Below are 26,398 nucleotides of genomic sequence, written 5' to 3' on the forward strand. Positions count from 1 at the left end.
GTGATTCGTTATTTTTTGCCATGCCCTATGCGAGACTTTTAAGTAGCTAAAAAGGAAAAAAGGTAAAGAGAAAAAATCCTTAACTATACAAGCCCTGCCCTTGCATTCTTTCTACCATGATTTTTACTTCTTCTAACAAAATCTCCATGTTGTCTTCTACAACAGGGCTCAGCCCAAAACCTAAATCGATTCGTTCCGGTTCCATGCCAATGAGCCAGCCTTTGATGGCTTTTCCTTCTTTTTGATAGCGTGCAATCAGTTGTAGCAATGTTAATCCGTGCATGGAATAAGACCATTCGGTGTCTACAATTTCTTGTAGCGGCACTATATATACTGTCCCAGGTTCACCGGGACCTAATAGAGCATCAATAATAATGACTTGCCAGGATGTTAAGCATTCTTGCAGACCGTACCAGGCATCTGTTTCTGCTTTGACAAGTGTGAAATCTTGTACCAATTCTTCATTATCTTGCAAAGCTTCTTCAAGGCGCTCTACGGCATAGACGCCCAGTCCGTCATCTTGACAAAGAACGTTGCCTAAGCCGATGACTTTAATTGCTTTTGGGTTCAGAAGGCATTCCTCCTCAGTCAAGAATGGTAATCTTTTGGATTCCTTTGATCGTATGCACATGGGTTGCACAAGAAATACAAGGGTCAAAAGAGCGAACGATGCGGCCGATTTCTACAGGTTGATCGATCTTTTCAATCTTTGTTCCGACTAAAGCTTCTTCGAGTGGTCCTCTTTGCCCTTTTTCATCCCGCGGTGAGAGATTCCATGCCGATGGTGTGATAACCTGATAGTGGAAAAGCTTTTGGTTATCGATGATCAGCCAATGACCGAGAGCACCTCTTGTTGTATCGGTGAGGCCTATGCCTTTTGTTTTTTCTGGAATGGTATAGATGTCTTGTGGTGCTTCCTGAAGAGCTATCTCTTCCAGCAGTTGTTCCATCACCATGATCACTTGTAAGACTTCTAAAGCTCTCGCAATGGTCCGATCCATCATAGATATCTGATAGGGATAGTGACCGCTGATGATTAAACGAGCCAACGGTCCTACTTCGCAAGGATATCCTTCATAACGAGGTGCTTTGGACCAACTGTATGCTTTTTCTTTTTCTGTGTCAGGGATGGTTGTTCCTTCTATAGGCCTTTCTGGCTTACCATCTTGATACCAGCCATAGCGGAGCGATTCGGTTATTTTGTTCTTGTTAATTCTTTTTTCCTTTCCTTTATAAGGTAAAAATGCTGCTTCTACATATCTGTAGGATTTTTGAATTTCTTCTTTTCTACGAGCTTCTATTTCTTTGCTGCTTCTCTCAAATAGACCAAAACTGAGAAGATTGCCATAGCCTCTGCCTATATGGAAGTAGTCGTCATAGTAGCGGGCTAAGGTATACACATCGGGGATCATTTTCTCGATGGTAAAACGCTTGATCTGATCCAAAAGAGAGCGAAATTTTATTACTTTGTCAATGGTTGGATGAACAGTCAGTCCGCCAACAAAGATGCCATGATCATGAGGCGCTTTACCACCAAAGATAGCGAGCATTTCGTGTGCTTTTCGGCTGATCGAAAAGGATTCTAGGTAATGGTCTACTAGAAGATCATTTTCTTTTTTTGGCAATCGCAGATCTTGATGATTTTGTTCTCCTTTTTGAAAGAGACATTGTGCTTCCGGTAGCTTTATAAAGTCTGGCATTGTATAGAGGTATAAGTGCCGGAGATGATTTTGTAAAAACTCGCAGCCATGGACCAGGTCACGCAGAGCTCTTCCTTGTTCGGTAATGGTAACTTTAAGCGCCTCTTCTAGAGCTAGCGAAGAAGCGACCGAGTGGGCTGTAGAGCAAATACCACAGATGCGCTGGGTAAAGTATATAGCATCAAGGGGATTTCTTCCTTGCAACATGATTTCAAAACCACGAAATAACAAACTGCTGCTTTTGGCTTCTACAATGGTATGACCTTCTATGTATACTTCTATCTCTAAAAAGCCGCTCAATCGAGTCACGGGGTTAATGATTTTTCGAAGTGCCATCTTTATTTCCTCCTTTTATTGTTTTCTTTGGAGGCCTCCGTAGAAGTGGCACTTCTTTCATATTGTACAAAAGGCGATGTGCCGTCTGGAAAAGTTCGGTGTGCACAACCGATGCAAGGTGTGTTAGCACCAATAGGCCAGTTAAGATAGCTATTCCATTCTCTTGTGGGGCAATCTGTTCTCGTAATGGGGCCTCGACAGCCCAGGGCGATCATGCAGGTCTGTTCTCCCAATTGTCTGGCGAAAATTCTTTTCTCAAAAAAGCTTCGGCGTGTACAGTTGTCATGAATGGTAAGGCCATAGAACAAGATAGGTCGGTTTTCACTGTCTAATGTTGGCGAAGTGCCGTAAAGAATAAGATAGGCCAATGTACCGAGAAACCAATCAGGGTGACTGGGGCAACCGGGTAAAGATATGACATCGCTTCGTATATTTTGCAGCGCTTTAATGACGCTAATAGAACCACTCGGGTTGGGGTGGGCGGCTGATATGCCTCCGTAGGTTGCACAAGTACCGACAGCAATTACGCTTTTGGCCCGTTGACCGAGGTATTGAATCGCTTCCATGGCGGAGATAAGGCGACCCTGGTAGCGACCGATGCTATTGTATTGCTCATCTTTTGTCGTGACGGCACCTTCTACGGCTAGAATAAATTCATCGTCTGCTGTTGTGAAAAGTTGCTTCATGGCTTGATCGCCTTCTGCTGTCATGAGGCTGTTGTTGTAACAAAGATCGATTTGCTTTTGTAAGAGCTCTTCTAAACCTGGATCGATGCCATTTAAGAGAGAGATGATGTTACCAGCGCAGCCGGTCAACTCCAGCCAGATGAGTTTTTTCTTTTTCTCGCCTTCTCTTGCTTTGGATTTCCACTGTTCTAACAGATTGTTAGCAGCTTCTTTTCCCTTTTCTCTTCTTTTTTCTTCCCTGGGGCTTGCAATTGTAACTTTCATCGTCAAGCCTCCTTGCTTTTTATGCAAAAGCTCGTTCTTATTTTTGCTTAGACTAACAGACCGACTCGTGGCAATCGTTCTAAAATATCTTGTCTCCCACGATGACAGCGCTGGAAGGGCTCTGTTAGATTTTGACCTGCTAATAGTTGAAAATGCGTTGCCGCTTCCCAGGTTGGTTCCTTTGTTACATCATAGACAATGCCGTCAATGGCAATATAAGCAGGTCGTCCTTCTCGACCGTCATACTGCTTTAGTGCTTCTGCCGTAAAAGTCTGCTCTTTTACTGGGAGAGGGTTCTTTTGTCTTACATATTTTTTTCTTATTCTTTTCCATATCTTTTTTAGCAACTTCTATCACCTCTATAGACTATACTTTGATTTTTTCTGCTTTAGCTCTTTCAGAGGTAATATTTTTGTGGTATTTATTTCTAGTTAATAAAAGAAAAAACCAGGACCGATCGATGATTCCATCTGTCCTGGTAAGATAAGCACTCTTTAATGAAGGTTTTTTGGTTTTTTCAAGTACCACAAAAGGTTCGATAAGGTTCCTTAGACGGTTCTGGTCCTGTTGCGTACTCGCTGTGCTCTGGGCTGTGGCCATAGGGGTTTGATAGTACTGCAAGGAGCTTCTCCATTACGCTGTAGTCTCCTCGCTCTACTGCTGCTTCAAGAGCTTCTTCGACTCGATGGTTGCGAGGAATGACGGCGGGATTGCTCTTTTGCATAAGTTCAAGTGAAGAAGCTTTGGATTCTTCTTGTCTCTCCAACCGAGCCTGCCAAGACTTATGCCATGACTCAAATTCTGTCGTTTTAAAAAGGGCGCTCTCTGCAGGCTTGTCGAAAGACAAAGCTCGGAAGGTATTGGTGTAGTCGGCACTATATTTTTCCATCATACTGAGGAGGCCTTTGATAAGCTCCTTATCTTCGGGCTCTTCCTGAAATAGGCCTAATTTTGCTCTCATGCCAGCGTTCCAGTTGCAGTGGTATAGATCAGCAAATTCTGAAATTGCCTCTTGTGCTACCTTGACAGCCTGCTCCTCTTCCTCATCTAGCAGGGGCAACAGGGTTTCAGCAAATCTCGCCAGGTTCCAAGCTGCCATATGAGGTTGATTGCCATAAGCATAACGACCCTGGCGGTCAATAGAGCTAAATACCGTGGCTGGATCATAGTGATTCATAAAGGCACAAGGGCCATAATCGATTGTTTCTGCACATATGGTCATGTTGTCTGTGTTCATAACACCGTGTATAAAGCCAACGAGCTGCCATTTGGCAATCTGCAGTGCTTGACGCTTACTTACTTCTTGCAGCAAATAAAGGTACGGGTTCTCTTCTTGAGCGCCTTCAGGAAAATGTCTTTGTATGGTGTAATCAGCAAGCCTTCTAAGATCGTCGGGCGTGCCCCAGTTGGCAGCGTATTGAAAAGTACCGACTCGCAAATGACTCGAAGCGACGCGGGTAAGAATTGCACCTGGAAGCTTTTTTTCACGGAGTACGGACTCACCCGTTGTTACGACTGCCAAGCTGCGAGTCGTCGCAATCCCAAGTCCATACATGGCTTCGCTGACAATGTATTCCCGTAGCATGGGTCCTAAAGCCGCTCGACCATCGCCTCCGCGAGAATAGGGTGTTATACCAGAGCCTTTCAGTTGAATATCAAAGCGCTCTCCTTCAGGCGTGATCTGTTCGCCCAGCAATAGGGCCCGACCATCACCGAGCATGGTAAAGTGTCCGAATTGATGGCCAGCGTAAGCTTGCGCCAAAGGCATAGCGCCTTCAGGAGTCTTATTGCCAGCAAGCAAGGCTACACCGTCTTGACTTTGTAAGTCCTGCACGTTCAAGCCTAGGGATCTTGCCAATGATTCGTTACAAATGATTAGTGCTGGCGATTCTACAGGCGTTGGCTCGATGCTGGAAAAAAATGTTTTCGGTAGGCGAGCGTAGCTGTTGTCTAGGTTCCAACCTCTTTCTGTTGTTTTTTTCTCTGTCATTCTATTTCCTTTGCTTCGTCTTTTTTGTTTGATTTGCAAATAGTTTTCGCTAAGCTACGAAAAATATTGCAGTAGCTTGCTGGTTTTAATTTCAAGGATTTGCTTCCGATTTTCGTAGCAAAAATATCCTTATATCTGAAAAAAGTCGTGCACCTTTTTGAGTTCTTCGCTAATTGGAATTCCTTGGGGACAGTGGGGCTGGCATTTGCCACAGGCTTTACAGTTAAGAGCCTGCTGTTCTGGTTTTACCCAAGCATGATATAGCTGTTTGTGTTTTTCTATTGTTTCAGGATTGCCAAATTTGTAATAATCGTTGTAGCGGGTAAAGTTAGCAGGAATGTTGACACCAAAAGGACAGGGCATGCAGTATCCGCAATTGGTACAGTCTACTTTAGTACGAGCTTTATAGACTTCTTTTACTGTATCGACAATGGCGATTTCTTTTTCTGTTAGAGAATTTGCCCTTCCTTCTTTGGCTACCTCGATGTTTTCAATCACTTGCTCCATCGTCGTCATACCACTTAAGACAACGGCTATTTCTGGTTGATTCCATAGCCAGCGCAAGGCCCATTCAGCGGGCGTTCGCTGCTGATCGGCCTGTTGAAAAGCTTGTAAGGTCTCTTCAGGTAAAGGATTGACGAGCTTGCCTCCTCGTAAAGGCTCCATAATAGCAATTCCCAATCCTTTGCTTGCTGCGTAGTCGAGGCCTTCTTTGCCGGCTTGATAGGTTTCATCTACATAGTTATATTGAATCTGGCAGAAAGACCAGTCATAAGCGTCAACGATTTTCTTAAATAAGGCTACACGATCATGGAATGAGAATCCAGCATAACCAATTCGTCCATCAGCAATGGCTTGATCAAGAAATTGAGTCACTCCCAACTGTTCTACCCGAGGCCAAGAAATTGCATTTAGAGAATGGACAAGATAAAAATCAATTTTGTCGGTCTCGAGTCGCTCTAATTGCTCATTCAAATACCGATCCATGTCTTCTCTCGTTTTGATGAGCCAACTCGGTAATTTGGTCGCTATCTTAACCTTTTCTCGATAACCCTCTTTCAAGGCTTTCGCTAGGAAAGGTTCGCTCTTCCCCGCCTTGGCCATGCCTGTGCCATGGTACGGATAGGCAGTGTCAATATAATTAACGCCTTGATCAATGGCATAGCGAATCATTTTGATTGCTTTTTCTTCATCGATATCGGCAGGATCAGACCCGATAATCGGCAGTCTCATACAGCCAAATCCAAGTATGGAAACCTGTTCCTTCGTTTTGCCAAAGTTGCGGTATAGCATTGGAAACCCTCCCTGATATTTCTTTCTATTTTCCATTGTTCCGATAAAAAAGTAGCAGCGGCAATACTGTAATAAGTCCACAAATCAGATACATCGTGGCAAGGCCAACCATTTCCGAAAGCATGCCTAAGATAATGGAACCAAAACCGATACCAAGATCAAAGGCACTGAATAAGGTTCCATTGGTAGCACCACGACGATGCGGTTCAACGCGATTAATGGCAATTGCAAGGATAGATGGTTGAACAATACCAAAACCAAGTCCCATAAACAAAGCAGAAAGAACAAAAAGGGTCATTCCTTGGGCCATAAAAAGCAAAAGAAATGAGAGTAATAGGGCTACAAAGCCAACTGTCATAATTCGCTGAGGCCCTTCTCTGTCAAAAATCTTGCCAGCAATGGGACGAACCACCATCAAAGCAACTGCATAGATTAGAAAATAGGTGCCTGCGTTAACAATGCCGATTTCTTTGCCAAAAAGGGTGATAAAGGAGACAATGCCTCCGTAGACAAAGGCGGTAAAGAACATAATACCTGATAAAGAAAGTACTCGACGCTCGAAAAAACTGTCAATAGAAATTGTTCTTTGAGACTTCCTAGCTTCCTTGGCACTGGCGGTCTTCTCTGTCTTGGTTGCTTCTTCTGTTTTTTCCGCCTGATCCTCTGTGCTTGTCAAAGGTTTTTCTAGATTCGTTGATTTTTCTAGACTTGGCTTCGCATGAACGTCCTGATAGGAAAGAGCCGTCATGGCAAAAAAAGCAAAAAGAGCCAGTGCAAAAGCAGAAGAGAAAAGAAAGCCAAAACCGGCTTGGTCTAAGATATACAAGCCTAAAAGAGGCCCCACGGCCATAGCAAGTGTATTCGATAGCCCGTAATAGCCAAGGCCTTCGCCTCTGCGTTTTGGTGGAATCACGTCAGCCGCTACTGTTCCTGTACCTGTGGTCGTAAAGCCCCAGGTCAATCCGTGCAAAGCCCGCAAGATAAAAAGCGCCACAATGGCTGTGACAAAGTGATAGGCAATGGTAGCGAAAGAGAAAGCGAGCAAAGCAAGGAGTAAAACTTTTTTTCTGCCGATCTGATCGAGTAAATAACCAGCAAAAGGCCTCACTAAAACGGCTGTCAAAGATAGGATCCCGATAATATAGCCTACATGACTTTCATTGCCCTGAAGGTTTTCTGTAACGAAAATGGGCAACGTAGGCAGTAAAAAATAAAAACTTGTAAACATGAACAAGTTTGCTACACAGATCAAGATAAAATCTTTGGTCCAGAGTTTTTCTGGATGATTATGATCCATATGGGTATACCTTCTCCCTATTAAGTACAGATATGCTTTTTTTAGAGCCCTTGTTTATGTTAGTGTGAAAACGTTGGCAAAGTTTGGTGGTGGGGGCAGTCGTTTATCATTCCTCCGAACGGACTCATCCCACGCCATGAGCGGCAGCAAGCCTGCGTGATAGGCTGAGGTCTGAAGTCCTCTCTCCGGAATGATAAACGCCTGCCCCAGGTACATCTTGCTGGTTGTGACTGAGTTTTGGCCTATTGCTTTTTGCTATTTTTTCTCATTATAACACAAATGCTTCAATTAAAATGTCAGAACTAGTAAGAGGTACTTGACAGGCTTTTTATTAACCTACTGATGGCGCAACGCTTCAATGGGATTCAGTTGCGCTGCTTTGCTAGCAGGATAGACGCCAAAAAGAATTCCTACAAAGAAAGAAAAGAAAAAAGCGTAAAGAATGGGACGCAAAGTCACCATCGTCGCTAGAGGTGTAAAATAATCGACGATCTGCGCTACGGCCAGTCCAAAAACAATGCCCATGATGCCACCCAATAGACTGAGTGTTACCGATTCAATAATAAATTGCTGTAAAATAGCGCCTTTTGTAGCGCCAATGGCTTTGCGCACACCAATTTCTCGTGTCCGCTCTGTTACCGAAACAAGCATAATATTCATAATTCCAATGCCGCCGACAAAAAGGCTAATGGCTGCAATGCCTGCTAGCAATCCTGTCATCAGTCTTCCAATCTCTTCAGCGGCGTTTAAGATTTGAGATTGCGAACTAATCTGAAAGAAAATAGGTTCTGTGGGCGGCACATTTTTTTGGACACGCAATACTTGTTCTACTTCACGGTGGGCTTGTTCCATCACTTCGGATGAGCTAGCTGAAACAAATACAGCGTTCATTTCTTGAATATGAAAAAGCCTATCCATGGCTGTAGTAATCGGAATAATCACACGATCGTCTTGGTTGGCATAACCCTGGTTGCCTTCTTCTTCTAAGATACCAATGACGGTAAAAGGTGTTTGATTAATTTCAATAACTTGGCCGATGCCCTCATTTTCATAAGATGCAAAAAGTTTTTCTGCCACTGTGGCACCAAGGACTACCACGTTTTGTTGGCGCCTTACATCCAAGCGGTTAAAAAAACGGCCTTCTTCAATGGCACTGTTACGAACGTCTATATATTCTGATGTCGTACCTTCAATAACCGTTGTCCAGTTTTCACTGCGCCAGAGAATCTGTCCCTGGCGACGCACTTGTGGTGCTACAGCATTGACGATATCGATTTCTTCTAAAGCGGCTGCATCATCTAACGTAAGGTGGTTGCGGCCTTCTGCTAGTTCTCGTTGTTCGGACGGGACCATACCCGGTGTAACGATAAGCAGGTTGCTTCCAAGGCTTTCTATGCTTGCAGTGATGCGAGAAGACGTTCCTTGACCTAACGAGACCAGTGTTATAACAGCCGCAACACCGATCATAATACCTAAAGTCGTTAAAAAAGAGCGCAGCTTGTTTCCTTTCAAGCTGCGCAAAGATAGTTGTAATGAATCAAAAAAACTCAAGGCCTTCACCTCTTATCTTCTACAATCTCTCCGTCTCGGAAAAGGATCAGCCTCTGGGCGTACTCTGCAATCTCCGCTTCATGAGTTACTACTAAAATGGTTTTTCCTTGTTCGTGAAGGCTTTGGAATATTTCCATGATCTCTACGGTAGTGCGACTATCTAAAGCACCCGTCGGTTCATCGGCTAGTAGCAATAGGGGATCATTAACGAGCGCGCGGGCAATGGAGACCCGCTGTTGTTGCCCCCCTGACAGCTCTGTGGGGCGATTTTGCATACGATGAGCCAATCCAACTTTCTCCAAAGCTTCTGCTGCTTTTTCCCGTCTCTCTTGTCGCGATAAACCGCTATAAAGCATTGGAAGCTCTACATTCTCTAGGGCTGATAGTTTAGGTAGCAAGTTAAAGCTTTGAAAAACAAAGCCGATTTTTTTATTACGAATGGCTGCTAGCTCATCATCTGAAGCTTTTGCAATGGGTTGATTGTTAAGATAGTAATGGCCTTCTGTCGGTTGATCAAGGCAACCGATTACATTCATCATTGTTGACTTGCCCGAACCAGAAGGGCCCATAATCGCTACAAATTCGCCTTCTTCAATGGACAAATTAAGTCCATTAAGGGCAAAAATTCTTTCTTCACCGGTTTGATAGATTTTATTTAGATTCTCTAGGAGAATCAGTGGTTTTGTTGCACTTGTATTTGTTGTAGCAGTTGTTATCATTTTTTATCTCCTCAGAAGTCCCAGATAGAAGGTTTATTTTTTTTGTCATCTTTTTTCGGCATTGTAACTATGACTTCTTGTCCTTCTATGAGACCAGAGGTGATTTCCATTTTGTCTGTGCTAAACAAACCGACTGTAACAGGCTGAAAGATCGGTTGGCGTGATCCTTGATCGGCTGTGACGATATAAACGCCATCTTGCCCTCCCTCTTCTACAAGGGCTCTCGAAGGCAAGTAGAGTACATTGTCTCGCGTTGCAATCGTAATCATGGCATTAACAGTCATGCCTGGCTTTAGCAAAGCTTCTCCATCTACAGAAAGAATGACTTCGTACATGGTAACGCCATTACGTAAAGTAGGCTCTGGTGAAATGCTTAAGACTTTGCCGTAGAATTCTGCATCGGGATAGGCTGTACTTGTATAGAGGACATCCATAGCACCTTGAATTCTGCCAATATCACCTTGACTGACATGAGCTAGGACTTGCAATGTTTCACTGTTGGCATCGTTCAAAACAATAAATGGCCGTCCTCCCACAGGAAATTCACCGACTTTGCCGTTCACTTGTACAATCATGCCGTCAATAGGCGCTCGTAAGGTCAATTTATCGAGGTGAATCCTTTGTTGCTCGTAATGAGCTCTTGCTTGAGCGACAGCACCTTCTGCAGCTTGAACGACTGCGCCGTCGGGAGGTGCTTTGAGTTGTTCTAGTTGCGCCATAGTCGCTTCATAACTGGCCTGGGCTTGTTGCAAACGATTTTCAGCTTGATCAAGCTGTGCCTTGGCTTGGCCTCGATCCTCGTAATTCTTAAGGGCTATTTCTTTGTTTTTCTCTGCTGATCGAAGTGTTGCTTCTACTTGATCGACGACGGCCTTGGCTTGATCAACGGCCGCCTGCCCCTGTGCCAGTTGATTTCGATCAGGACCTCTTCGTAGATCATCAAGCTGTTTCTCTGCATTGGCCAAGGTCACTTGCGCTTGATAGCGTGTTCGCTGAGCTTCTGCGATAATCTCTTCAGAAGCTTCTGCTGCAATGGCTTGATTGAGCTGTTCTTGTGCATGTTGATACTGACTCTGCGCTGCTTGTACCGTTACTTCCTGGGCGTAAATCGCCGAAGAAGAAGGGCCTTGTTGCATGGCTGCTAGTTTTGCTTTGGCACTATTTAAGCCGGCTTGAGCAGAGCGAAGTTGGATTTTGGCTTGCTCTATCTGATTTTCTGCATTCATAACCTGCTGGTAGGCTTGTGAACGATCTTGAAACAATATTTGCTGATTATCATAATCTTTTTGAGCACCTGCTACAGCCACTCTTGCTTTTTCTACATTGGCTTTTTGGACAGCAATGGCTTGTACGCTAGCACCTTCTCTGGCTTGCGCAAGACGTGCTTCCGCTGCTAGCAGATTTCCCCTTGCATGAGCCACTTGAGTTTGGGCTACACTGTTGTCTAAGGTGGCCAGTACTTGTCCAGCTTGCACCATTTGACCTACTTGCACTTGCACAGATGTAATCTGGTTCGCTCCACTTAGAAAACTTAAGTTTAACTGTGTTGGCACTTGCACCGTTCCAGAAACAGCTACAGTTTCTGTTACATTACCTCGTTCTACAGGTAAGACTTGTGCCTCTTTCTCATTTGTCGATAGGGGAGCCCAACTGGCATAGACGGTATAAGAGCTTCCTATCATCATTGCAATTATTGCAAGTAGAAGGAGTACTTTTTTATTCTTTTTATTAAAGAAGACAGCAAATCGATTGGCAAACATGCTAAAACCCCTTTTCGAAACACTTTTCCACTGTTTTCACCTTATTTATAAGGAAATTGTAACGGATCTTACGAGCGATGACCATTGATGATTGGTGGCAATCTATGTAATGATTTCCTTCTTGGCTCTTAACGCTCTTGCCATGATTTACTTTCTTTTTCACAAGCTTGGAAAAAGCATTGACAAAGTTGCAAAATAGGTTTAATATAGTAATTGAAATTGGTTATCATTCACTAAGTAATAATCATCAGGAGGAAGTAGCAATGTTTAAGGATTATTTCGTAGACGAACACGCACAGGAGAAAATTGAAAACACTAGAAAGCTCATCATGGAATCAGGTCTATTTGATCGTGACGCTGAATTACCCCCTGCTAAATCACTAGATATGTAAGATATCCCTTTATTTGATAATGCCTTCTAATACCCTTGGAGTAGGACTTTATTAAAAAATAATAGGATCGCAATTAAGCCCACGGCACTTTTATAGGCCGTGGGCTTCGGGGTTTAATCTGTGGGGTTTAATTCTGTAGGCTTCTATCTTTAGGCAATTTACAATATAAAACTCGATTCTGATTCCCTATTACTGGAACTGGATTGCATTTTCATTTCTAGTCACTGGTTGATCGTAGGCATTGTGTCCTGTTTCGAGCATCTCATTTTCTACATAAAAAGACACCGCATCATAGTCGGGCAACTCGGTAAAGGTGTTGACAATAGCATTGATGGCGAGAAACTCAGAGGCGCTGCCACCTAGATTCGCAAAGCCTTCATTGAAGTTTAGCGAAAGAATCTTACCTTCTATTGTATAGTCAATCAGTTCGGCGTCTGTCGGTAAGACGGCTCCGTATTCACCTGGTTTTTTCAGTTCTTCGAACAACGCTCGAATCAAATCTTCTTGCTCTTCAATTTCTCTTTCAACGCGATTTAAGTATTCTGCTTCCTGATCAGCAAAGTACAAGACAACTTGAATGGCTTCTTCTGACAATTGTTCTTGTACTGGCTCTTGGCTCTGATTGCTTCCATTATCGGTACTATTTCCTGTACAACCCACGAAAAAGATCATCGATAAAACCAAAAAGAGAGCTCCTAGAAACAGTTTTTTTCTTGTCACGCAAACATCTCCTTTGTATGTAAAATTTTACCCTGTTAAACTTCAGCAATGTCGTCTAACAGGGTTGTAAGCGATTGATAGATACTTTATTCGTTTCCAGATTCTGTGGCAGAGACGATTTTGTCAAAGGCACTTTTCTCTTCTTCAAAACGTCCTGTCAGTTCACCAAGCAATGCACTTGCTTGTTCTAGCAAGCGTAATACTTCATCTACTTTTTCATTTTCTTGGGGCTGAAACTGCGTTGTTACGGATTCTTGAATGGCCAAAATCGCTTGATCAGCCAGTTCTAAGGATGCTTCTTGTGTTTCTTTCACTTTTTTTCTCCTTTTCTGTTCACCAAAGTACAATCATAGGATAGTACAAAAGCGAAAGACTTTCAAGCTACCCTTTGCTAGGGTACAGAGGTACTTTTTATATCTCTTGTTACTATCTTCCTTTTTGTTGCACCGAAAGTCGTTGCACATCGTGATGAACATGACTAATGCCTGTGAATATAGATAATAACTATGATTTATTTAATGACGATATTCTCCTGACTCGCACCGGGCCTCCACTCGATCTCGATTTCGAATTTTTCTTTTTCACCCTTGGTCTCATACTTTAACTCTAATTGAGTTCGGCCGGCTGGGCGTATCAAAAATTCTTGTCCGCCTTGTTCAACTTGGAAAGACCCTTCCTGTGAAAGCTTGTCTGCAATCAAACGCAAAAAATCAGCAATCTCTTGTACAGATAATTGTGACTCACTCTTATAATGGACCACTTCTCTAGCCATAAAAATCACTCCTTACTTGCTCTGTCGCCAAAAGTATTGACTGGTCACAGCTTGTAATAAGGTGTTTTACTTAACTTCTTACCCAAGGTTGTCAAGTTATAACAATCTGTCTTGAAGTTAAGGAGTTACTTTGAGTTCATTATAACTTTTGCTTAATTGATTGACAAGAAAAATAAAACAAAAAAGCTTTATGCTATTACAATCATAGCATAAAGCTTTTGCTTTTAATTTGGTGCGAAAGGAGGGACTTGAACCCTCATGGAGTTACCCACACGCCCCTCAAACGTGCGCGTCTGCCGATTCCGCCACTTTCGCATTCTCTATGGAGCCACTGGCCGGGATTGAACCGGCGGCCTTATCCTTACCAAGGATACGCTCTACCGACTGAGCTACAGCGGCATAAATGGCGCGCCCGGAGAGATTCGAACTCCCGACCTGCTGATTCGTAGTCAGTTACTCTATCCAGCTGAGCTACGGGCGCATTGTGTATGGAGCGGAAGACGAGATTCGAACTCGCGACCCTCGCCTTGGCAAGGCGATGCTCTACCACTGAGCCACTTCCGCGTATTTTCTCGTTTGTTGTCGTCGTTCGTTTCCCCTGACGACCTCTATATTTATATCATACCCGAAAATAAAATGCAACCCTTTTTCTTAAAAATTTTTCGGAATTACCTCATTCGATAGCTCTATAGGAACATGACCCCGTCTCTTTTTTTGCTTGATTGTGATGAGTATGGGCCTTATAGAACCGGCTTCGTCTAAAGAGGGCAAATACTGTACTGTAAAAGATTCAATCCCTGAGGCAAGTGGCTTAATATCGTTGCCATGCCGCCTTTGCAGATTTCCGTTGCTATCGAGATAATAACTCACTCTTACCCAGCCTGAACTTGGCTGAAATACATCGCAGTAAATAACGCGATGGTTCGGAATACTAATGTCTTGTCCTTTGTGGATATCCTGACTAATCCAGTGCAAAGCCCAGCGAGCATTAGAAAGTCCATCATAGTGATAGGCTTGCTTCTGCGACCGTTCCAGAGATAGTAGAAGCAACTTCGTAGCTGTTAGGCCGAGAAAGACAAAGAGTAGGGCAACAAAAAGAATCTCGATTAAAGTAAATCCTGCATTTTTGTTGTTTTTTCTATGTTTTTTTTGATTCATTGTAACGTTCCCATGGTACTACCTCGCGATTTGTAATTTTAGTTTTTTTGTTTCTACCCTTTATTAAATGGGACAAAGTCTATTCGTCTATTCTCTATATTTAATCGGGTGAACCTGGCGGTGTTTTCGAGATTCGGACTCGCCCGTTTCGAGAAAGAATGACGTGCCGAAAGTGACCTCGCTCATTTCGTAGTGTAATCGTGCCTCCTAACACAGGGTTGCTTGATCTTCCGTCGATACCAAAGGTACTTAGATCGCGTCTTACTAGAAAAGTTGTGGAGTTGATAACTACGCCCGAAGGTAAATATTGTATGTAGATAATTTGGCTGCCCCTGCCTCTTACATCATATCGATTGCTGCCTTGATGAAAGTAAATGGAGTGATGCTGCCTATTTTTTACAGTTTGTTCTCGAGCCCAGAGCATATCTTTTTGAACTTGCCGCGCGGCCATTTGAAGGCGATACTCTGAAAGGCTGTTGTGGAGCGTAGGTACTGCCATCGATAGTAAGGCCATGAGTAGGGCTAGAACAATGAGTATCTCAATGAGGGTAAAGCCTTTTTGACTGTAGATTCTATTCTCTTTGATTCTATAAGCTCTATCTTTTTGGATTTTATTCATATTTGCTTCTAAGCTCATGATAGACAAGGTCCTTCCATCCTGCATCAGGCTTGCTCAGAGATAACTTTCCTTCTAACTGATGTTCGCCTCCACCGTGCGCTGAACGGGCTATGGCAGTAACGACTAGATCTATTGGGTTAAATCTATTGGGATGTAACGATAGATTCACCGTAACAGTGATCATGTGCGCGCCTTGGGGAAGCAGAAAAGGAGAAAGATGGTTTTCTAAGAAAGTCTGTAGGTCTTGTCCGTCTAAGTGCTCATTGTCCTCCTCTTCTAGTGAGGCGTAGTTTCGTACGAGTGCGTAGGCTGATTCAAGGCCTGCTTCCGCACTCTGGTAAAGTTTTTTTGTTTCTTTTTCTGTCAGAACAGAGGTCATGCTTTGACTTCCTAGCATAAGTATGTTCGTTGTAATCAGGAATAGAAATAGTATCATAAAGAGTACATAGGGCAAGGCCATGCCTCTTTGATTGTTTATCCTGCCTATCCTTTGTAAGCCATCCCTTACCGCCTTGATACTCGACTTACCAGTTGCACTTCTTGACCGCTTTCGTTCCATACTCTCACCGTCACTTCGTAAAGTTCCCAAGTTGAATCACCTATGGAAACAGGTCTTAGCGCTACTTCGTACTCAAAGTTATCGTACTGTTGCACTGTCTCTGGTACTGTATCCTTTGCCTCACCTTGTAGTTTGATCGAGGCTTTCTTGTGTTGGAGAATCGTGCTGGCAATATACAGTGCTTTTATTTCTTCTTCGCTATACTTTTCTAGCTTTTCACCAACATGCAAGGCTTTGAATAGGGGTGTTACGACCAGCAATAGAAGGGTAAAAGCAATCAGGATCTCGATCAAAGTAGTGCCTTTTTGATTTTTAAGTGGTTTCAATAGGAGTTTCATTTTTTACCCTTCTTTTGTCTGGTGGTTGGTTAGGGGGAAAAGCAATTAGTCAAAAGCGGTTTTTATCCTGCCCTGATTGACAGAGAAATTTACAGTTATATCGTCAGATGCTGTATCATCTCCCGTGTCTTCAATGCCATCAGGTCCTTTAGAAGTAACTGTTACTCCAGACGAATCGAGTTTGTATATATAAAGGTTGTTCCAAGGGTCTATATAGCCTCCATCATCCTTTGCTTGGTCTTCAGTTACATTTAGTTTATAGTCGAGCATATTGGTTGCATCGATTTCTTTTTCATTCGGCAACCTATTGTATTCCAGATAATATTGCTTTACCACAGTCTCAATCGCTAGAAAGTCGCTCTTTACGCCAGCCATTTGGGCTTTAATAGGAACGCCCCCGATTTTTGGGACAATCACAACAAGCAAGATACCAATGACAGCGACGACGATGATCAGTTCAATGAGAGAAAAACCTTTGTTGTCTTTTAACACCTTTTTTAACATGGAATATAGTTCCTTCCTATAATTTATTTGTGAAATAACTAAGCAGTCAGTGTCAACCAGGGGACTGGAAAAACCTATCCCTGATTTTTTTATGTCTTTTTGTTGTCCGTCGTCGCAAAAGCACTTCGCTTGTTTTTTGATACCTTCGTTAAGGCACAATAACATCGATGACTTCAAACATGGGTAAAAGCATGGAAAAGACTAAAAATGTGACCATAGTGCCCATAAAGACCATTAAGAGGGGCTCCAAAAGTGTAGAAAGCCGTTCTGACTGTTGCATACATTCTTTGTCATAAAAATCGGACAGTTGAATTAATAAAACATCGAGAGAACCTGTTTCTTCCCCAACCGACACCATATTCGTCAATGAAGAAGGCAAATAACCGGCTTGTTCCAAGGGTCCAGCAAAACCATCACCACGATGAATGGCTTCTACGGTATCGTCTATCGTTTTTACAATAACTTTGTTCCCAAGCGTATTGCGTAACACTTCCAGGGCTTGTAACAAAGGCAATCCACTGGCTAACAAAGTGCCTAAGGTACGACAAAAGCGAGCAAGTAATACTTTTAAGAGTAAGGGTCCTAGGATTGGCGTATGAAGAAGAAGCTTGTCTGCTTTGAACAGGAAGGCGTCACTTTTTGGGTAGAGAAGAAAAAGCAACAGCATAAGAAGAAACAAAAGCAGAAGTGATATAAAGTGTTCCTGCAAAAAGAAAGAGAAGTCAAGCAAGAAGCTTGTTATGGCTGGCAATTGGGCACCTAAACCAGAAAGCATATCAGCAAAGAGAGGCATAATGTAGATGAGTACAAAAACGATAACAGCCACAGAAGCAGTGACTAGAATCATGGGGTAGATGAGTGCCGACTGAACTTTTTTGATCAATTCATTTTCTTTCTCGAAGTGCCGGGCCATATAGGTTAATACTTCTTCTAGCACACCGCCTAGTTCTGCCGCTCTGATCATTTCGGTAAAAACAGTGGGAAAAGTTTGAGGACAGGTAGCCATAGCGTCGGCGAGGGTTTGCCCTTTGCGTATTTCTTCTCGGACCATAACAATAGAGTTGCGTAAAGTTTTATCATCTGTTTGTTCTTCTAAAATGGTCAAAGCACTAAAAATGGGGATGCCACAGCGGATTAGCAAGGCAAAGTGATTACAAAAGAAGGCTAAATCTTGTCGCTTCGTTTTAGGACCTATCTTAGAGAAGGCGTCGTTGATGGGTAAGGATTGTAACGTTTTTCGCCAAGCCTGTGCTTTGAGCTGTCCAGTTCTCATTGCGCTCTCCTTCAGTCAATCCGATAAGCCACTCTCATTACTTCTTGAATCGTTGTATAGCCTTGTAAGGCTTTATAGATTCCGTCTTCTCGCAATGTTATCATGCCACCTCTAGTGGCCGATTGGCGAATGGCTTCAACAGAAGCTTTGTTCATAATTAGCTGTCGTTCTTCCGTTTTTATAGGTAAAACTTCATGAATGGCAATTCGGCCTTTATAGCCTGTTTGATTACAAGCAGAACAGCCTAGGCCTTTGAATAAAGTCACGTCTTTTTTGGGCTCTACTTGCAGGAAAAAGCGCTCTAGAGCATCTTGCTCTGGTGTATAGCTACTTTTGCAATGATCACAAATCTTTCGCACCAGTCTTTGGGCCACAATACCTATAACGGATGAGGCAACACGGTAAGGCTCTAGCCCCATGTCTATCAGTCGAGTAACAGCACCAGCAGCGTCACCAGTATGTAATGTGGAAAGAACAAGGTGCCCTGTTATGGCTGCACCTACAGCAATGTCTGCTGTTTCTTGATCTCGTATCTCACCCACCATAATTACATCAGGATCTTGACGTAAGATAGAGCGTAAAGCCCAAGGGAAAGTCAGGCCTGCTTTGCTGTTGACTTGTATCTGGCTGACACCGTCAAGCACATATTCTACAGGATCTTCAATCGTAACGATTTTCTGCTCGCGATGGTTCAAGCAGTAGAGACTGCTGTAGAGCGTTGTTGTTTTTCCTGATCCTGTAGGCCCTGTGAGTAAAATCATGCCATAGCTATGCTGGATCATTTTCTTGTACAAAGGTAGAACTTTTTCCTGAAAACACAAATCTTCCAGTGAGATCGGCGCTTTTTCTTTATCCAAGATGCGAATGGTGCAATTTTCTCCAAAAATAGTCGGCAAAGTAGCAACACGCAAATCAATGGCTTTGCCCTGATCTTCAATTTGAATGCGACCATCTTGAGGAATCCGTTTCTGTGCAATATCCATCTGTGCAAGCACTTTGATTCTTGATAAAAGAGTGCCATGGAGCATAGGAGGTAGGGTCATTCCATCTTGTAAAATACCATCGATGCGATAACGTACTGTCGTTTTGTCTTTGTGGATTTCAACGTGAATATCACTCGCCTCGCTTTGCAAGGCTTCTCGCAAAATGGAGTCTACCAATCGAACCATTGATTCTTCATCTTCATTAAGCAAGGTTGGCAATGAAGCTTTCTCCAGGCGAAAAAATCGAGTCATATCGAGTCGTGCTGTGCGATACATTGTTCCCGCTGTTGCTGTCTCTCCCACCAACCAATTCTTTTTCTCTTCTTTTGCAGCCTCTTGATTCATTGTATCCTTTGATCCCTCCCTTCTTCTTGTGTGAAAAATCCAACAATTCTCCTTCCTTCCCGAAAAAGTTACAAACATCTTCTTTTAATGCCATTAACTGTATCGGTTGATACTCCCTTATTCTCTATAGACTTCCTTTTACCTCTTTTTTCGGAAGAAAAATTTTAGTATTTTTTTGGTTTGGTGTAATTATTTGTATTTTGGTTGTTTTCTTTGTCTTTTTAAGCAGCGATCTCATTTTTTGTTTAAAATAAACAAAGCATGATGTCGTGGTAGACTTCATGCTTTTTCCAATAATACATAATACCTGACTTTTGACTATTAAATTAGGACCATACTATCTGGTAAAATCATAGAGGGCTTATACCGCCAGCTAAGCTAGCGACAGCCGAAGTCCCCAGTCCCGCTGCGGAAAGCGTGATTGATCAGTCCCAGGGGGTTTTTTAGAGATATGTTTTTAGAAAGAAGGTGAAATTGTTGAAAAAGCTTTTCATTATCAAAACAGGAAGCACCTTTTCTTCTATATGCGACAAGCACGGTGACTTTGAAGACTTTATTACGGCTCAACTAGAGATAGACTCTCAAGAAGTAGAAGTGATTCATGCTTGCACGGCAGAAGTCTTCCCTCCTGTGATGAATTCCATGGGAATCATCATAACAGGCTCTCATGCCATGGTTACGGATCAAGAGCCCTGGATGGTAAAATTGGCACAGTGGTTACAAGAAACTGTTTCAGCAAGGGTTCCTGTATTAGGCATTTGCTTTGGTCATCAATTATTAGCCCATGCTTTTGGTGGTCTTGTAGATTATCATCCCAAAGGCATTGAAATTGGAACTGTTTCGATTGAACTTACGGAAGAAGGAAGAAAAGACTCTTTACTTGGGTTTTTGCCTTCTTCGTTCCAAGGTCATGTTACTCATGCTCAGACGGTTCTTCAACTTCCACCTGGTGCAACGCTTTTGGCAAAAAATGATTTTGAACCCCACCATGCTTTTGTTCTCCATGATCGTATCTGGGGCGTACAGTTTCATCCCGAATTCACAGCTGAGATTACATATCACTATGTACAAAAACAAAAAGATAAATTAGGCAAAGCTGGAATGAATATAGAGACCATTGAAGAATCCATCCACGATACTGTGTATGGTGCACAATTGCTAAAGCGTTTTTTGACTATCGCGAGTGATTGTTAGGAAGCGCGACCGGTCTTCACTTTCTTTTGACAATATTGCAATATAGCAGCGTAGTATGGAATAAGACAGTTATTCTATTTGTCCATGAAAAAAAGCTAAAAAAGCTTCCGCATAACGCGGAAGCTTTACCTTCTTGAAAATGGAGCCAGCGACAGGAATTGAACCCGCAACCTACTGATTACAAGTCAGTTGCTCTACCAATTGAGCTACGCTGGCATCCCTATAAATTCTGATGGCGGAGCTGACGGGATTCGAACCCGCGGTCTCCTGCGTGACAGGCAGGCATGTTAGGCCTCTACACCACAGCTCCATTTTTTGGTGGGCGATGACAGGATCGAACTGCCGACCCCCTGCTTGTAAGGCAGGTGCTCTCCCAGCTGAGCTAATCGCCCAAAATAATTGGTGACCCGTAGGGGATTCGAACCCCTGTTACCGCCGTGAAAGGGCGGTGTCTTAGACCACTTGACCAACGGGCCTTTTTGGTTGCGGGGGCAGGACTTGAACCTGCGACCTTCGGGTTATGAGCCCGACGAGCTGCCAGCTGCTCCACCCCGCGTCATTGTGGAACTACATAATATCACTATTTACTGCATCTGTCTACTGGTTCTTTTTGGCAATGGCTTGTGTTATTATGATGGCAATCGATAATAAACGAAGAAAGGTTTGCTGTTCTGATGAAAGATGATAAAAAAGAGCATAGCCAACAGGTTATAGAATCCCATCGCTATGACTTCGGAAAAGACGCCGAAGCCTTTTGGGATACTAGGGCTGAGCAATTCTATAGGAGCACACAAAAAAGCGGCAAAAACCAGATAGAGAGCCTCATGAAATTCCTCCTCGAAAGAAATCTACTTCAAGAAAGTAGCTCTTTATTGGACGTGGGATGCGGTACAGGAAGACATGCTCTCGCCTATGCAAAAAAGGTTAGAGCAGTAGTTGGTACAGATATTTCAGCAGGTATGCTCGATTACGCTCAAAAAAGCAGTAGAGAAGAAGACATAAAGAACCTACAGTTTGTGAAACTAGACTGGCAGCAAGCCGATTTGAAATTGTTACAATGGACGAAGCGCTTTGATTTCGTCTTTTCCTCCATGTGTCCCGCCATTGAAAGCAAAGAAAGTCTACTAAAAATGTCAGAGGCAAGCAAAGGCTATTGCCTAATCAATCGCTTTGTTCAACGAAAAGACGAAGTAGGCGATCGCTTAAGAGAGCATCTGCAAGTTGATGCGCACAATGATCCTCACAATAAACGCGAGAAAGCATTGGCTATTTTTAATGAATTGTGGTCTTTGGGGTATTATCCGGAAATTACCTACCTAGATGCACAGGAAGAACTATTTTTTACAGCAAAGGAAGCTGTGGCTCATTATACGATGAGGCTCGGCACAATTACAGCAGCTCAACAAGAAGAGATGGAAAACTTTTTCCAGAAAGAAGCTGAAAAAGGGATGATTCATTTAAGGCCCAGTTCTAAGGCAGCGTGGATTCTCTGGAAAGCAGACTAATGCGATTTTTGAAAGACACTTTCCACCTCTCTACCAAGCATGGCGAGGGACATTACTAGCAAGGTTACCAAGAGCCAGGGATAGAAAAGCCACCATTGCCAATAAGGCGTATAGTAAATGCCCTGAAAGTTTATCGCATGATTCATAATGATACCCCAACTGCGTGCTGTCGGATCACCGAGCCCGATAAAAGCCAAAGAGGCTTCTGCAACAATAGCCATACTTGTGATGCGAATGAAAGTGACAAGAAGTAGCGGAAATAATTCCGGTACAAAGTGGCGCTGAAGTAAATAAGGTATGGAAGCACCATAAAAACGTGCCAGCTTGATATAAGGTTGTTCTTGTAAGACCCTTGCTTGCGCTCTTACGATTCTAGCGGGCCTGGCCCAAGATAGAAACGCTAAAATAAGAATGATTTGAAGCGTAGAAGAGCCCAAAAAAGCAGCAGCCACAATCATCAAAGGCAATGTGGGCAGAGCCACGAGCACATCAATCAGTCGTAGCAATATACGATCAACGGTGCCACCAGCGATAGCCGCCGTCATGCCAATCAAAGTACCGCCCAGACCGGCAAGCAAGGCTGTAGAAAGGCCGATGAACAAACTAATTCTAGCACCATAGAGTAGCATAGACCAAAGATCAACGCCTAAATCATCGGTACCAAGCAGATGGTTTCTACTTGGTCCTTCTAAAGGAGGACCTGAAGAAAATTCATAAGAGTGAACGGTAAGCCAAGGCGCAAATAACGCCATCAATAGAAAAAGGACCAAGATAATAAGAGAAAATCGCCCTGAGAAAGACATTCTTTTCCAGATCCTAGATGTTCCGTAGAAAACTTTATTGTAGAGTTGATTGCATCGATAGAGAGCTTTATCTTTTTTTACTCTATCTTGTATTACTGTAACTTTTTGATCTTTTTGTTGACTTTGCTCTTTATTTTTTGGGGCTCTATCTGTTGCTTGTTGAAACTGCTCTTTGATGATCGCTCTCCCCTTTCACAGTGACAGCGTTATCTCTCGTTCGAGGATCAAGATATTGACTTACCAGATCGGCCAATACATTGGCGCTCATAACAACAATGGCTAAGAAAAGAAAAATTCCTTGCAACAAAGGATAATCTCGTACCATCACAGCTTGTTGCATTAAAAGCCCTAGCCCAGGGTAAGAAAAAACATTTTCAACCAGAACAACAGCGCCTATCATGCTTCCCATTTGTAAAGCAACTCTGGTAACGAGGGGCAAAAGTGCATTTCGTAAGCCATGGCGATAACGAATTGTAGCTTCTCCCAAAGCTTTGGCACGAGCTGTGCGTATGTAATCTTTCGGAATAATCGTAAGCAAAGTGTTGCGAACAAGAAGATAGTACTCTCCCAGGCGAGCGATAATTAAGGTTAATAAAGGCAACGCTGCATGATAGAGTAGATCTCCTACTTGCTCAGCCCAAGATTGATAGCTCACAAAAGGCGTCATCGCACCAGCCATCGGAAAAAGATCGAGCTGCACTGCTAGTAAAAAGAGAAAAGCCAATCCTAACAAAAAAGAGGGAATCTCTCCAAGAAAGACAAGAACACCATAAAGCCATTTATCTTGCCATTGCCCTTTTCTCCAAGCTGAATAGGTGCCTAGCCATAGGGCCAGCAAGACGGTACATAAGGTTGCTGTAATCATGAGAAAAAGAGTCCATGGCAATCGCTGTAAGAGAATCGTTGTGACTTCTTGCTGATAGTAATAACTGAAGCCAAGATCACCTTGTAAAAGATCGACAAGGTAATTTCCATATTGGTTTAGCAAGGGCTTGTCAAGTCCGTAATAGGCACGATAATAATCTAGTTGATCTGCTGTATACAATGTCACAACTTCTTCATAGTTACTAGAAAAATTCAAAAAAGGATCCCCCGGCATCAACCGGGGGAGAAAAAAATTAATTGTAATGATAAGCAAAAGAGTAAAGACATATTCAAAGAGTTTTCTTCTCTTTTTATCTAAAGCCATTGATCATAAGTTCCTTTCTAAGTGAGAAAAGAAGGCGCCACTTACCTTTATCTAGCTAAAAAAGAGAGTTTGTTATGGGTGAGATTATGATGATCGTAGGCATGAAGCCAGCCACCATAAATATCGTGACGATAGGCCGTTTTACCGGTTGTAAAATATAGAGGGATTTCTGCAACTTCTTTTGCAAGAATTTCTTGTAGCTGCATGATGGTGTCTCGACGCTTTTCATCGTCTATTTCTTTTAGCTGTCTCAAAGCCAACTCTGTTACTTGTTCATTGGCATAGCCTGGTACCTTGCCGCTAATCGAAGTAGGCAAATCACTGGCAAAGCGTACTCGTAGATAATCGGGATCGCCACCCCAACCGCCGTGGCCGACTAACGCAATCTGATAGTTCCCTTCAACAATCCGGCTATCTCTACTTTTATTATCTGCCGCTACGACATCAAGTTGAATCCCTACCTTATGTAACTGTTCTTTCAATACTTCCCCAATACGAACTTCAAGATCAGCACCTACAAGTAGTTGGTACTTCAAAGGTTCTTTCAGTATTTCATTGCCTTGCTCTTTTGCTTTTGATAAAAGTTGAAGACTTTTTTCTAGATCTACATCGTAGGTAGGAAGATTGCTATGAAACCAGCGGTGATGGGGCGGTACTATACCCATGCTACCAGCTACGGCAGCACCACGAGCTGTTTTTTGGACCAGTTCTTGGCGATCGATTGCATAGGCAAAAGCTTGACGCATTTCTTTACTTTGAAATTCGGGCTGTCGCTCCATGTTAAAGATTAAGCGATAGCCATAATAGCCCGGCTTTTCCATTAAAGTTATATTTGCTCTTTCTTCAAAGCGCTTCTCAAGATCGGCTGGTACATCAGCAAGGTGAATTTCACCTTTTTCTAAAGCCAAAATGGAATCGCCAACGGGAATGAATTCTAACACATCAACTTGAGCAGCAGGTCCCCAGAAATCCTGGTACGCTTGGAAACGATATAACCCTTGTTCTTTGTTGTATTCTGTAAGCTGATAAGGTCCACTGCCTATAAGAGCACTTTCGTCTATAAACTTTTTCGGATCAGCGATATTAGCCCAGATATGTTTCGGTATTATAGGTACCATACCCAACGCTTCTAGAAAAGGCGCTTGACTTTCCGCTACTTCAAAAAGTACTTCTTGATCTGTAAGGGCTTCGATTCGGATAAGATAGGTTGGATCGATTACCAAGCTATGAATCCGTACAGGGTGATGTTGCTGATAGTATTGAAAGGAAAATGCAACATCATGGGCTGTCAAAGCCTTTCCATCATGCCAATTGATATCGGGTCGCAGTGTAAAAAGAAAAGACTTGCCATCTTCGCCAACTTCCCATTTTTCAGCGAGCCATGGAATAAGCCCTTTTTCATCTTTTTCTAATAAGGAATCAAAAATATAATACATTTTGCTATAACCAGGTCCACGAGAATAGTGGGTAAAGGGCTGTGGATAACCCCAGTCGCCACCTTCTAGGCGTACCGTTACAGGTTGATCTTGTGTCTCACTTTCTACTTTAGCTTGCTGAGCCGTACAACCTGTCAGCAGTAGAAATAGAAGAATTATAAGTAGAGTTACGCTTTTTTTCATCCTATACTCATCTCTTTCTTGTTAATAGAATTTACAGGAGCTACTGAGCAAGCTACAGGCTCTACGGGATTTGTAGGAGATAGAGAAAATACCTCTACAGGGGATGTGGAAGCTTTCGCGTTCGATTCCATAGATTCTACATAATAATCAAGGGAGCGCTCCTCGATAATAGCCCCTTTATCCATGACTACAATTTTATCAGCTATTTTTCTTGCTACTTGCAGATCATGGGTAATGAATAACATGGCAAAGCCCATACTGTTTTGTAAGCTTTTTAACAATCGCAATAAGTTGGCTTGTGTAGAGAGATCCAGCATCGATGTAATCTCATCGGCAATGAGGAGTCGAGGCTTCATGACAAGAGCGCGGGCAATGGCCACTCTTTGCCGCTGACCTCCGCTTAGAGACGCGCAGGGTCTCGCAAGAAAATCATCGTGAAAAGGCAGTTGCAGCTGCTTTAACAACGTGCAGATTCTTTCTTTTCGTTCTTCCTTTGTGCCGATATTGTTTACACGTAGAGGTTCTTCTATGGCATCAAAAGTAGAAAGGCGTGGACTTAAAGAGCTATAGGGATCTTGCAAGACCAGTTGAATTCCTTTTTCTTGGCGAGAAGCGCCTTGACTTGTAATGTCTTTTTCCATAAACATTACTTTGCCTTGATCTGCAGGCAAAAAGCCCGCTACAATCTGTGCAAGCGTTGATTTGCCTGCGCCGGAAGTACCAATTAATGCAACTGTCTCGCTATGACGTACTTGTATAGAGCAATTTGTTACAGCAGTGATCTGCTGAGATGCGCTACCAAAATTTTTGGAAATATCAATTCCCTGGA

The 26,398-nt window shown here is 43.0% G+C and carries 27 protein-coding genes and 9 tRNA genes (1 of these 36 only partly in view); 3 read left to right on the top strand and 33 right to left on the bottom strand.

The features are described 5' to 3' along the window. Positions 1-79: 79 nt before the first annotated feature. The 10 genes from FTV88_RS13405 to FTV88_RS13450 all read right to left on the bottom strand — a co-directional run bounded on the left by FTV88_RS13405 (position 80) and on the right by FTV88_RS13450 (position 11,596). Positions 80-592, bottom strand: coding sequence for a hydrogenase maturation protease (locus tag FTV88_RS13405; RefSeq protein WP_162008058.1), 513 nt, complete (start codon positions 590-592; stop codon positions 80-82). Then, positions 585-2,036: a nickel-dependent hydrogenase large subunit gene (locus FTV88_RS13410; RefSeq protein WP_153726085.1), complete on the bottom strand. Its 1,452-nt coding sequence runs from the start codon at positions 2,034-2,036 to the stop codon at positions 585-587. The genes FTV88_RS13405 and FTV88_RS13410 overlap by 8 nt, the downstream gene beginning before the upstream one ends. Positions 2,037-2,038: 2 nt before the next feature. Then, a complete protein-coding gene (locus FTV88_RS13415; protein WP_153726086.1) occupies positions 2,039-2,986 on the bottom strand; it encodes a hydrogenase small subunit in 948 nt (315 codons plus the stop codon). A gap of 47 nt (positions 2,987-3,033) precedes the next feature. Then, entirely contained in the window at positions 3,034-3,333 is a 300-nt protein-coding gene (locus FTV88_RS13420; protein ID WP_153726087.1) for a cytochrome b5 domain-containing protein, read from the bottom strand. 170 nt (positions 3,334-3,503) lie between these two features. Beyond that, positions 3,504-4,976: a protein adenylyltransferase SelO gene (locus FTV88_RS13425; RefSeq protein WP_153726088.1), complete on the bottom strand. Its 1,473-nt coding sequence runs from the start codon at positions 4,974-4,976 to the stop codon at positions 3,504-3,506. 129 nt (positions 4,977-5,105) lie between these two features. Next, positions 5,106-6,269, bottom strand: coding sequence for an aldo/keto reductase (locus FTV88_RS13430; protein WP_153726089.1), 1,164 nt, complete (start codon positions 6,267-6,269; stop codon positions 5,106-5,108). 25 nt (positions 6,270-6,294) lie between these two features. Next, entirely contained in the window at positions 6,295-7,566 is a 1,272-nt protein-coding gene (locus tag FTV88_RS13435; RefSeq protein WP_153726090.1) for an MFS transporter, read from the bottom strand. A 336-nt stretch (positions 7,567-7,902) separates the two neighbouring features. Then, entirely contained in the window at positions 7,903-9,117 is a 1,215-nt protein-coding gene (locus tag FTV88_RS13440; RefSeq protein WP_153726091.1) for an ABC transporter permease, read from the bottom strand. 5 nt (positions 9,118-9,122) lie between these two features. Continuing rightward, positions 9,123-9,794 (bottom strand): ABC transporter ATP-binding protein, encoded by a 672-nt coding sequence (locus FTV88_RS13445; protein WP_207707965.1) that lies wholly within the window; start codon positions 9,792-9,794, stop codon positions 9,123-9,125. A gap of 53 nt (positions 9,795-9,847) precedes the next feature. Continuing rightward, complete coding sequence (locus FTV88_RS13450) at positions 9,848-11,596, bottom strand: HlyD family efflux transporter periplasmic adaptor subunit (RefSeq protein ID WP_153726093.1); 1,749 nt, start codon at positions 11,594-11,596, stop codon at positions 9,848-9,850. Positions 11,597-11,859: 263 nt separating this feature from the next. Between FTV88_RS13450 and FTV88_RS16075 the strand changes: the two genes are divergently transcribed. After that, on the top strand, positions 11,860-11,988 hold the full coding sequence (locus FTV88_RS16075) for a hypothetical protein (RefSeq protein WP_279236833.1): 129 nt from the start codon (positions 11,860-11,862) through the stop codon (positions 11,986-11,988). A 189-nt stretch (positions 11,989-12,177) separates the two neighbouring features. On the opposite strand, the gene FTV88_RS13460 is transcribed toward FTV88_RS16075, so the two are convergent. The 14 genes from FTV88_RS13460 to FTV88_RS13525 all read right to left on the bottom strand — a co-directional run bounded on the left by FTV88_RS13460 (position 12,178) and on the right by FTV88_RS13525 (position 19,259). Next, positions 12,178-12,708 carry a GerMN domain-containing protein gene (locus FTV88_RS13460; protein WP_153726095.1) on the bottom strand — a complete coding sequence of 177 codons (531 nt, stop codon included), beginning with the start codon at positions 12,706-12,708 and terminating at the stop codon, positions 12,178-12,180. An 86-nt stretch (positions 12,709-12,794) separates the two neighbouring features. After that, the gene (locus tag FTV88_RS13465) at positions 12,795-13,022 is read right to left on the bottom strand and encodes a hypothetical protein (RefSeq protein ID WP_153726096.1); all 228 of its coding nucleotides are present in this window, start codon (positions 13,020-13,022) and stop codon (positions 12,795-12,797) included. Between the two features lie 197 nt (positions 13,023-13,219). Further along, complete coding sequence (locus FTV88_RS13470; RefSeq protein ID WP_153726097.1) at positions 13,220-13,480, bottom strand: amphi-Trp domain-containing protein; 261 nt, start codon at positions 13,478-13,480, stop codon at positions 13,220-13,222. 230 nt (positions 13,481-13,710) lie between these two features. After that, positions 13,711-13,795 (bottom strand) — tRNA-Leu (locus FTV88_RS13475). An 8-nt stretch (positions 13,796-13,803) separates the two neighbouring features. After that, a tRNA-Thr gene (locus FTV88_RS13480) sits at positions 13,804-13,879 on the bottom strand. 5 nt (positions 13,880-13,884) lie between these two features. Next, positions 13,885-13,961 (bottom strand) — tRNA-Arg (locus FTV88_RS13485). Between the two features lie 8 nt (positions 13,962-13,969). Continuing rightward, positions 13,970-14,044 (bottom strand) — tRNA-Gly (locus FTV88_RS13490). A gap of 87 nt (positions 14,045-14,131) precedes the next feature. Beyond that, entirely contained in the window at positions 14,132-14,638 is a 507-nt protein-coding gene (locus FTV88_RS13495; protein WP_153726098.1) for a PulJ/GspJ family protein, read from the bottom strand. A 100-nt stretch (positions 14,639-14,738) separates the two neighbouring features. After that, entirely contained in the window at positions 14,739-15,275 is a 537-nt protein-coding gene (locus tag FTV88_RS13500) for a GspH/FimT family pseudopilin (protein ID WP_243137535.1), read from the bottom strand. Next, positions 15,250-15,711, bottom strand: coding sequence for a hypothetical protein (locus FTV88_RS13505; protein ID WP_153726100.1), 462 nt, complete (start codon positions 15,709-15,711; stop codon positions 15,250-15,252). Before FTV88_RS13505 ends, FTV88_RS13500 begins: the two co-directional genes overlap by 26 nt. 50 nt (positions 15,712-15,761) lie before the next feature. After that, positions 15,762-16,154 carry a prepilin-type N-terminal cleavage/methylation domain-containing protein gene (locus FTV88_RS13510; RefSeq protein WP_153726101.1) on the bottom strand — a complete coding sequence of 131 codons (393 nt, stop codon included), beginning with the start codon at positions 16,152-16,154 and terminating at the stop codon, positions 15,762-15,764. A 45-nt stretch (positions 16,155-16,199) separates the two neighbouring features. After that, positions 16,200-16,658 (bottom strand): type II secretion system protein GspG, encoded by a 459-nt coding sequence (locus FTV88_RS15940; RefSeq protein WP_162008099.1) that lies wholly within the window; start codon positions 16,656-16,658, stop codon positions 16,200-16,202. A 148-nt stretch (positions 16,659-16,806) separates the two neighbouring features. Then, entirely contained in the window at positions 16,807-17,931 is a 1,125-nt protein-coding gene (locus FTV88_RS13520) for a type II secretion system F family protein (protein ID WP_153726103.1), read from the bottom strand. An 11-nt stretch (positions 17,932-17,942) separates the two neighbouring features. After that, positions 17,943-19,259, bottom strand: coding sequence for a GspE/PulE family protein (locus FTV88_RS13525; RefSeq protein ID WP_162008060.1), 1,317 nt, complete (start codon positions 19,257-19,259; stop codon positions 17,943-17,945). 477 nt (positions 19,260-19,736) lie between these two features. Between FTV88_RS13525 and FTV88_RS13530 the strand changes: the two genes are divergently transcribed. After that, positions 19,737-20,453 (top strand): glutamine amidotransferase, encoded by a 717-nt coding sequence (locus FTV88_RS13530; protein ID WP_153726105.1) that lies wholly within the window; start codon positions 19,737-19,739, stop codon positions 20,451-20,453. Between the two features lie 140 nt (positions 20,454-20,593). Here the strand turns inward: FTV88_RS13530 and FTV88_RS13535 are convergent. From FTV88_RS13535 to FTV88_RS13555, 5 genes are all read right to left on the bottom strand, one after another. Next, a tRNA-Thr gene (locus FTV88_RS13535) sits at positions 20,594-20,669 on the bottom strand. Positions 20,670-20,686: 17 nt separating this feature from the next. Further along, positions 20,687-20,763: transfer RNA gene (locus tag FTV88_RS13540), tRNA-Asp, on the bottom strand. A 6-nt stretch (positions 20,764-20,769) separates the two neighbouring features. After that, a tRNA-Val gene (locus FTV88_RS13545) sits at positions 20,770-20,845 on the bottom strand. Between the two features lie 8 nt (positions 20,846-20,853). Next, positions 20,854-20,929: transfer RNA gene (locus FTV88_RS13550), tRNA-Glu, on the bottom strand. 4 nt (positions 20,930-20,933) lie between these two features. Then, positions 20,934-21,009 (bottom strand) — tRNA-Met (locus tag FTV88_RS13555). Between the two features lie 118 nt (positions 21,010-21,127). Between FTV88_RS13555 and FTV88_RS13560 the strand changes: the two genes are divergently transcribed. Next, positions 21,128-21,958: a class I SAM-dependent methyltransferase gene (locus FTV88_RS13560; RefSeq protein ID WP_153726106.1), complete on the top strand. Its 831-nt coding sequence runs from the start codon at positions 21,128-21,130 to the stop codon at positions 21,956-21,958. Here FTV88_RS13560 and FTV88_RS13565 read toward each other — a convergent pair. The 4 genes from FTV88_RS13565 to FTV88_RS13580 all read right to left on the bottom strand — a co-directional run. Next, positions 21,955-22,761 (bottom strand): ABC transporter permease, encoded by an 807-nt coding sequence (locus tag FTV88_RS13565; RefSeq protein WP_153726107.1) that lies wholly within the window; start codon positions 22,759-22,761, stop codon positions 21,955-21,957. The two genes, FTV88_RS13560 and FTV88_RS13565, sit on opposite strands and share 4 nt — an antisense overlap. A 145-nt stretch (positions 22,762-22,906) precedes the next feature. After that, positions 22,907-23,950 carry an ABC transporter permease gene (locus tag FTV88_RS13570; protein WP_153726108.1) on the bottom strand — a complete coding sequence of 348 codons (1,044 nt, stop codon included), beginning with the start codon at positions 23,948-23,950 and terminating at the stop codon, positions 22,907-22,909. 47 nt (positions 23,951-23,997) lie between these two features. Further along, positions 23,998-25,569, bottom strand: a complete 1,572-nt coding sequence (locus FTV88_RS13575) for an ABC transporter substrate-binding protein (protein ID WP_153726109.1) — start codon at positions 25,567-25,569, stop codon at positions 23,998-24,000. Next, on the bottom strand, positions 25,566-26,398 hold the end of the coding sequence (locus FTV88_RS13580) for an ABC transporter ATP-binding protein (protein ID WP_162008061.1). It continues 1,003 nt past the right edge of the window; 833 of the gene's 1,836 nt are visible here — the last part of the coding sequence; its start codon lies beyond the right edge, outside the window — the gene reads right to left on this strand; the stop codon is at positions 25,566-25,568. The genes FTV88_RS13575 and FTV88_RS13580 overlap by 4 nt, the downstream gene beginning before the upstream one ends.

Origin of the sequence: Heliorestis convoluta, from assembly GCF_009649955.1 — a bacterium.
GTDB lineage: Bacteria > Bacillota > Desulfitobacteriia > Heliobacteriales > Heliobacteriaceae > Heliorestis > Heliorestis convoluta.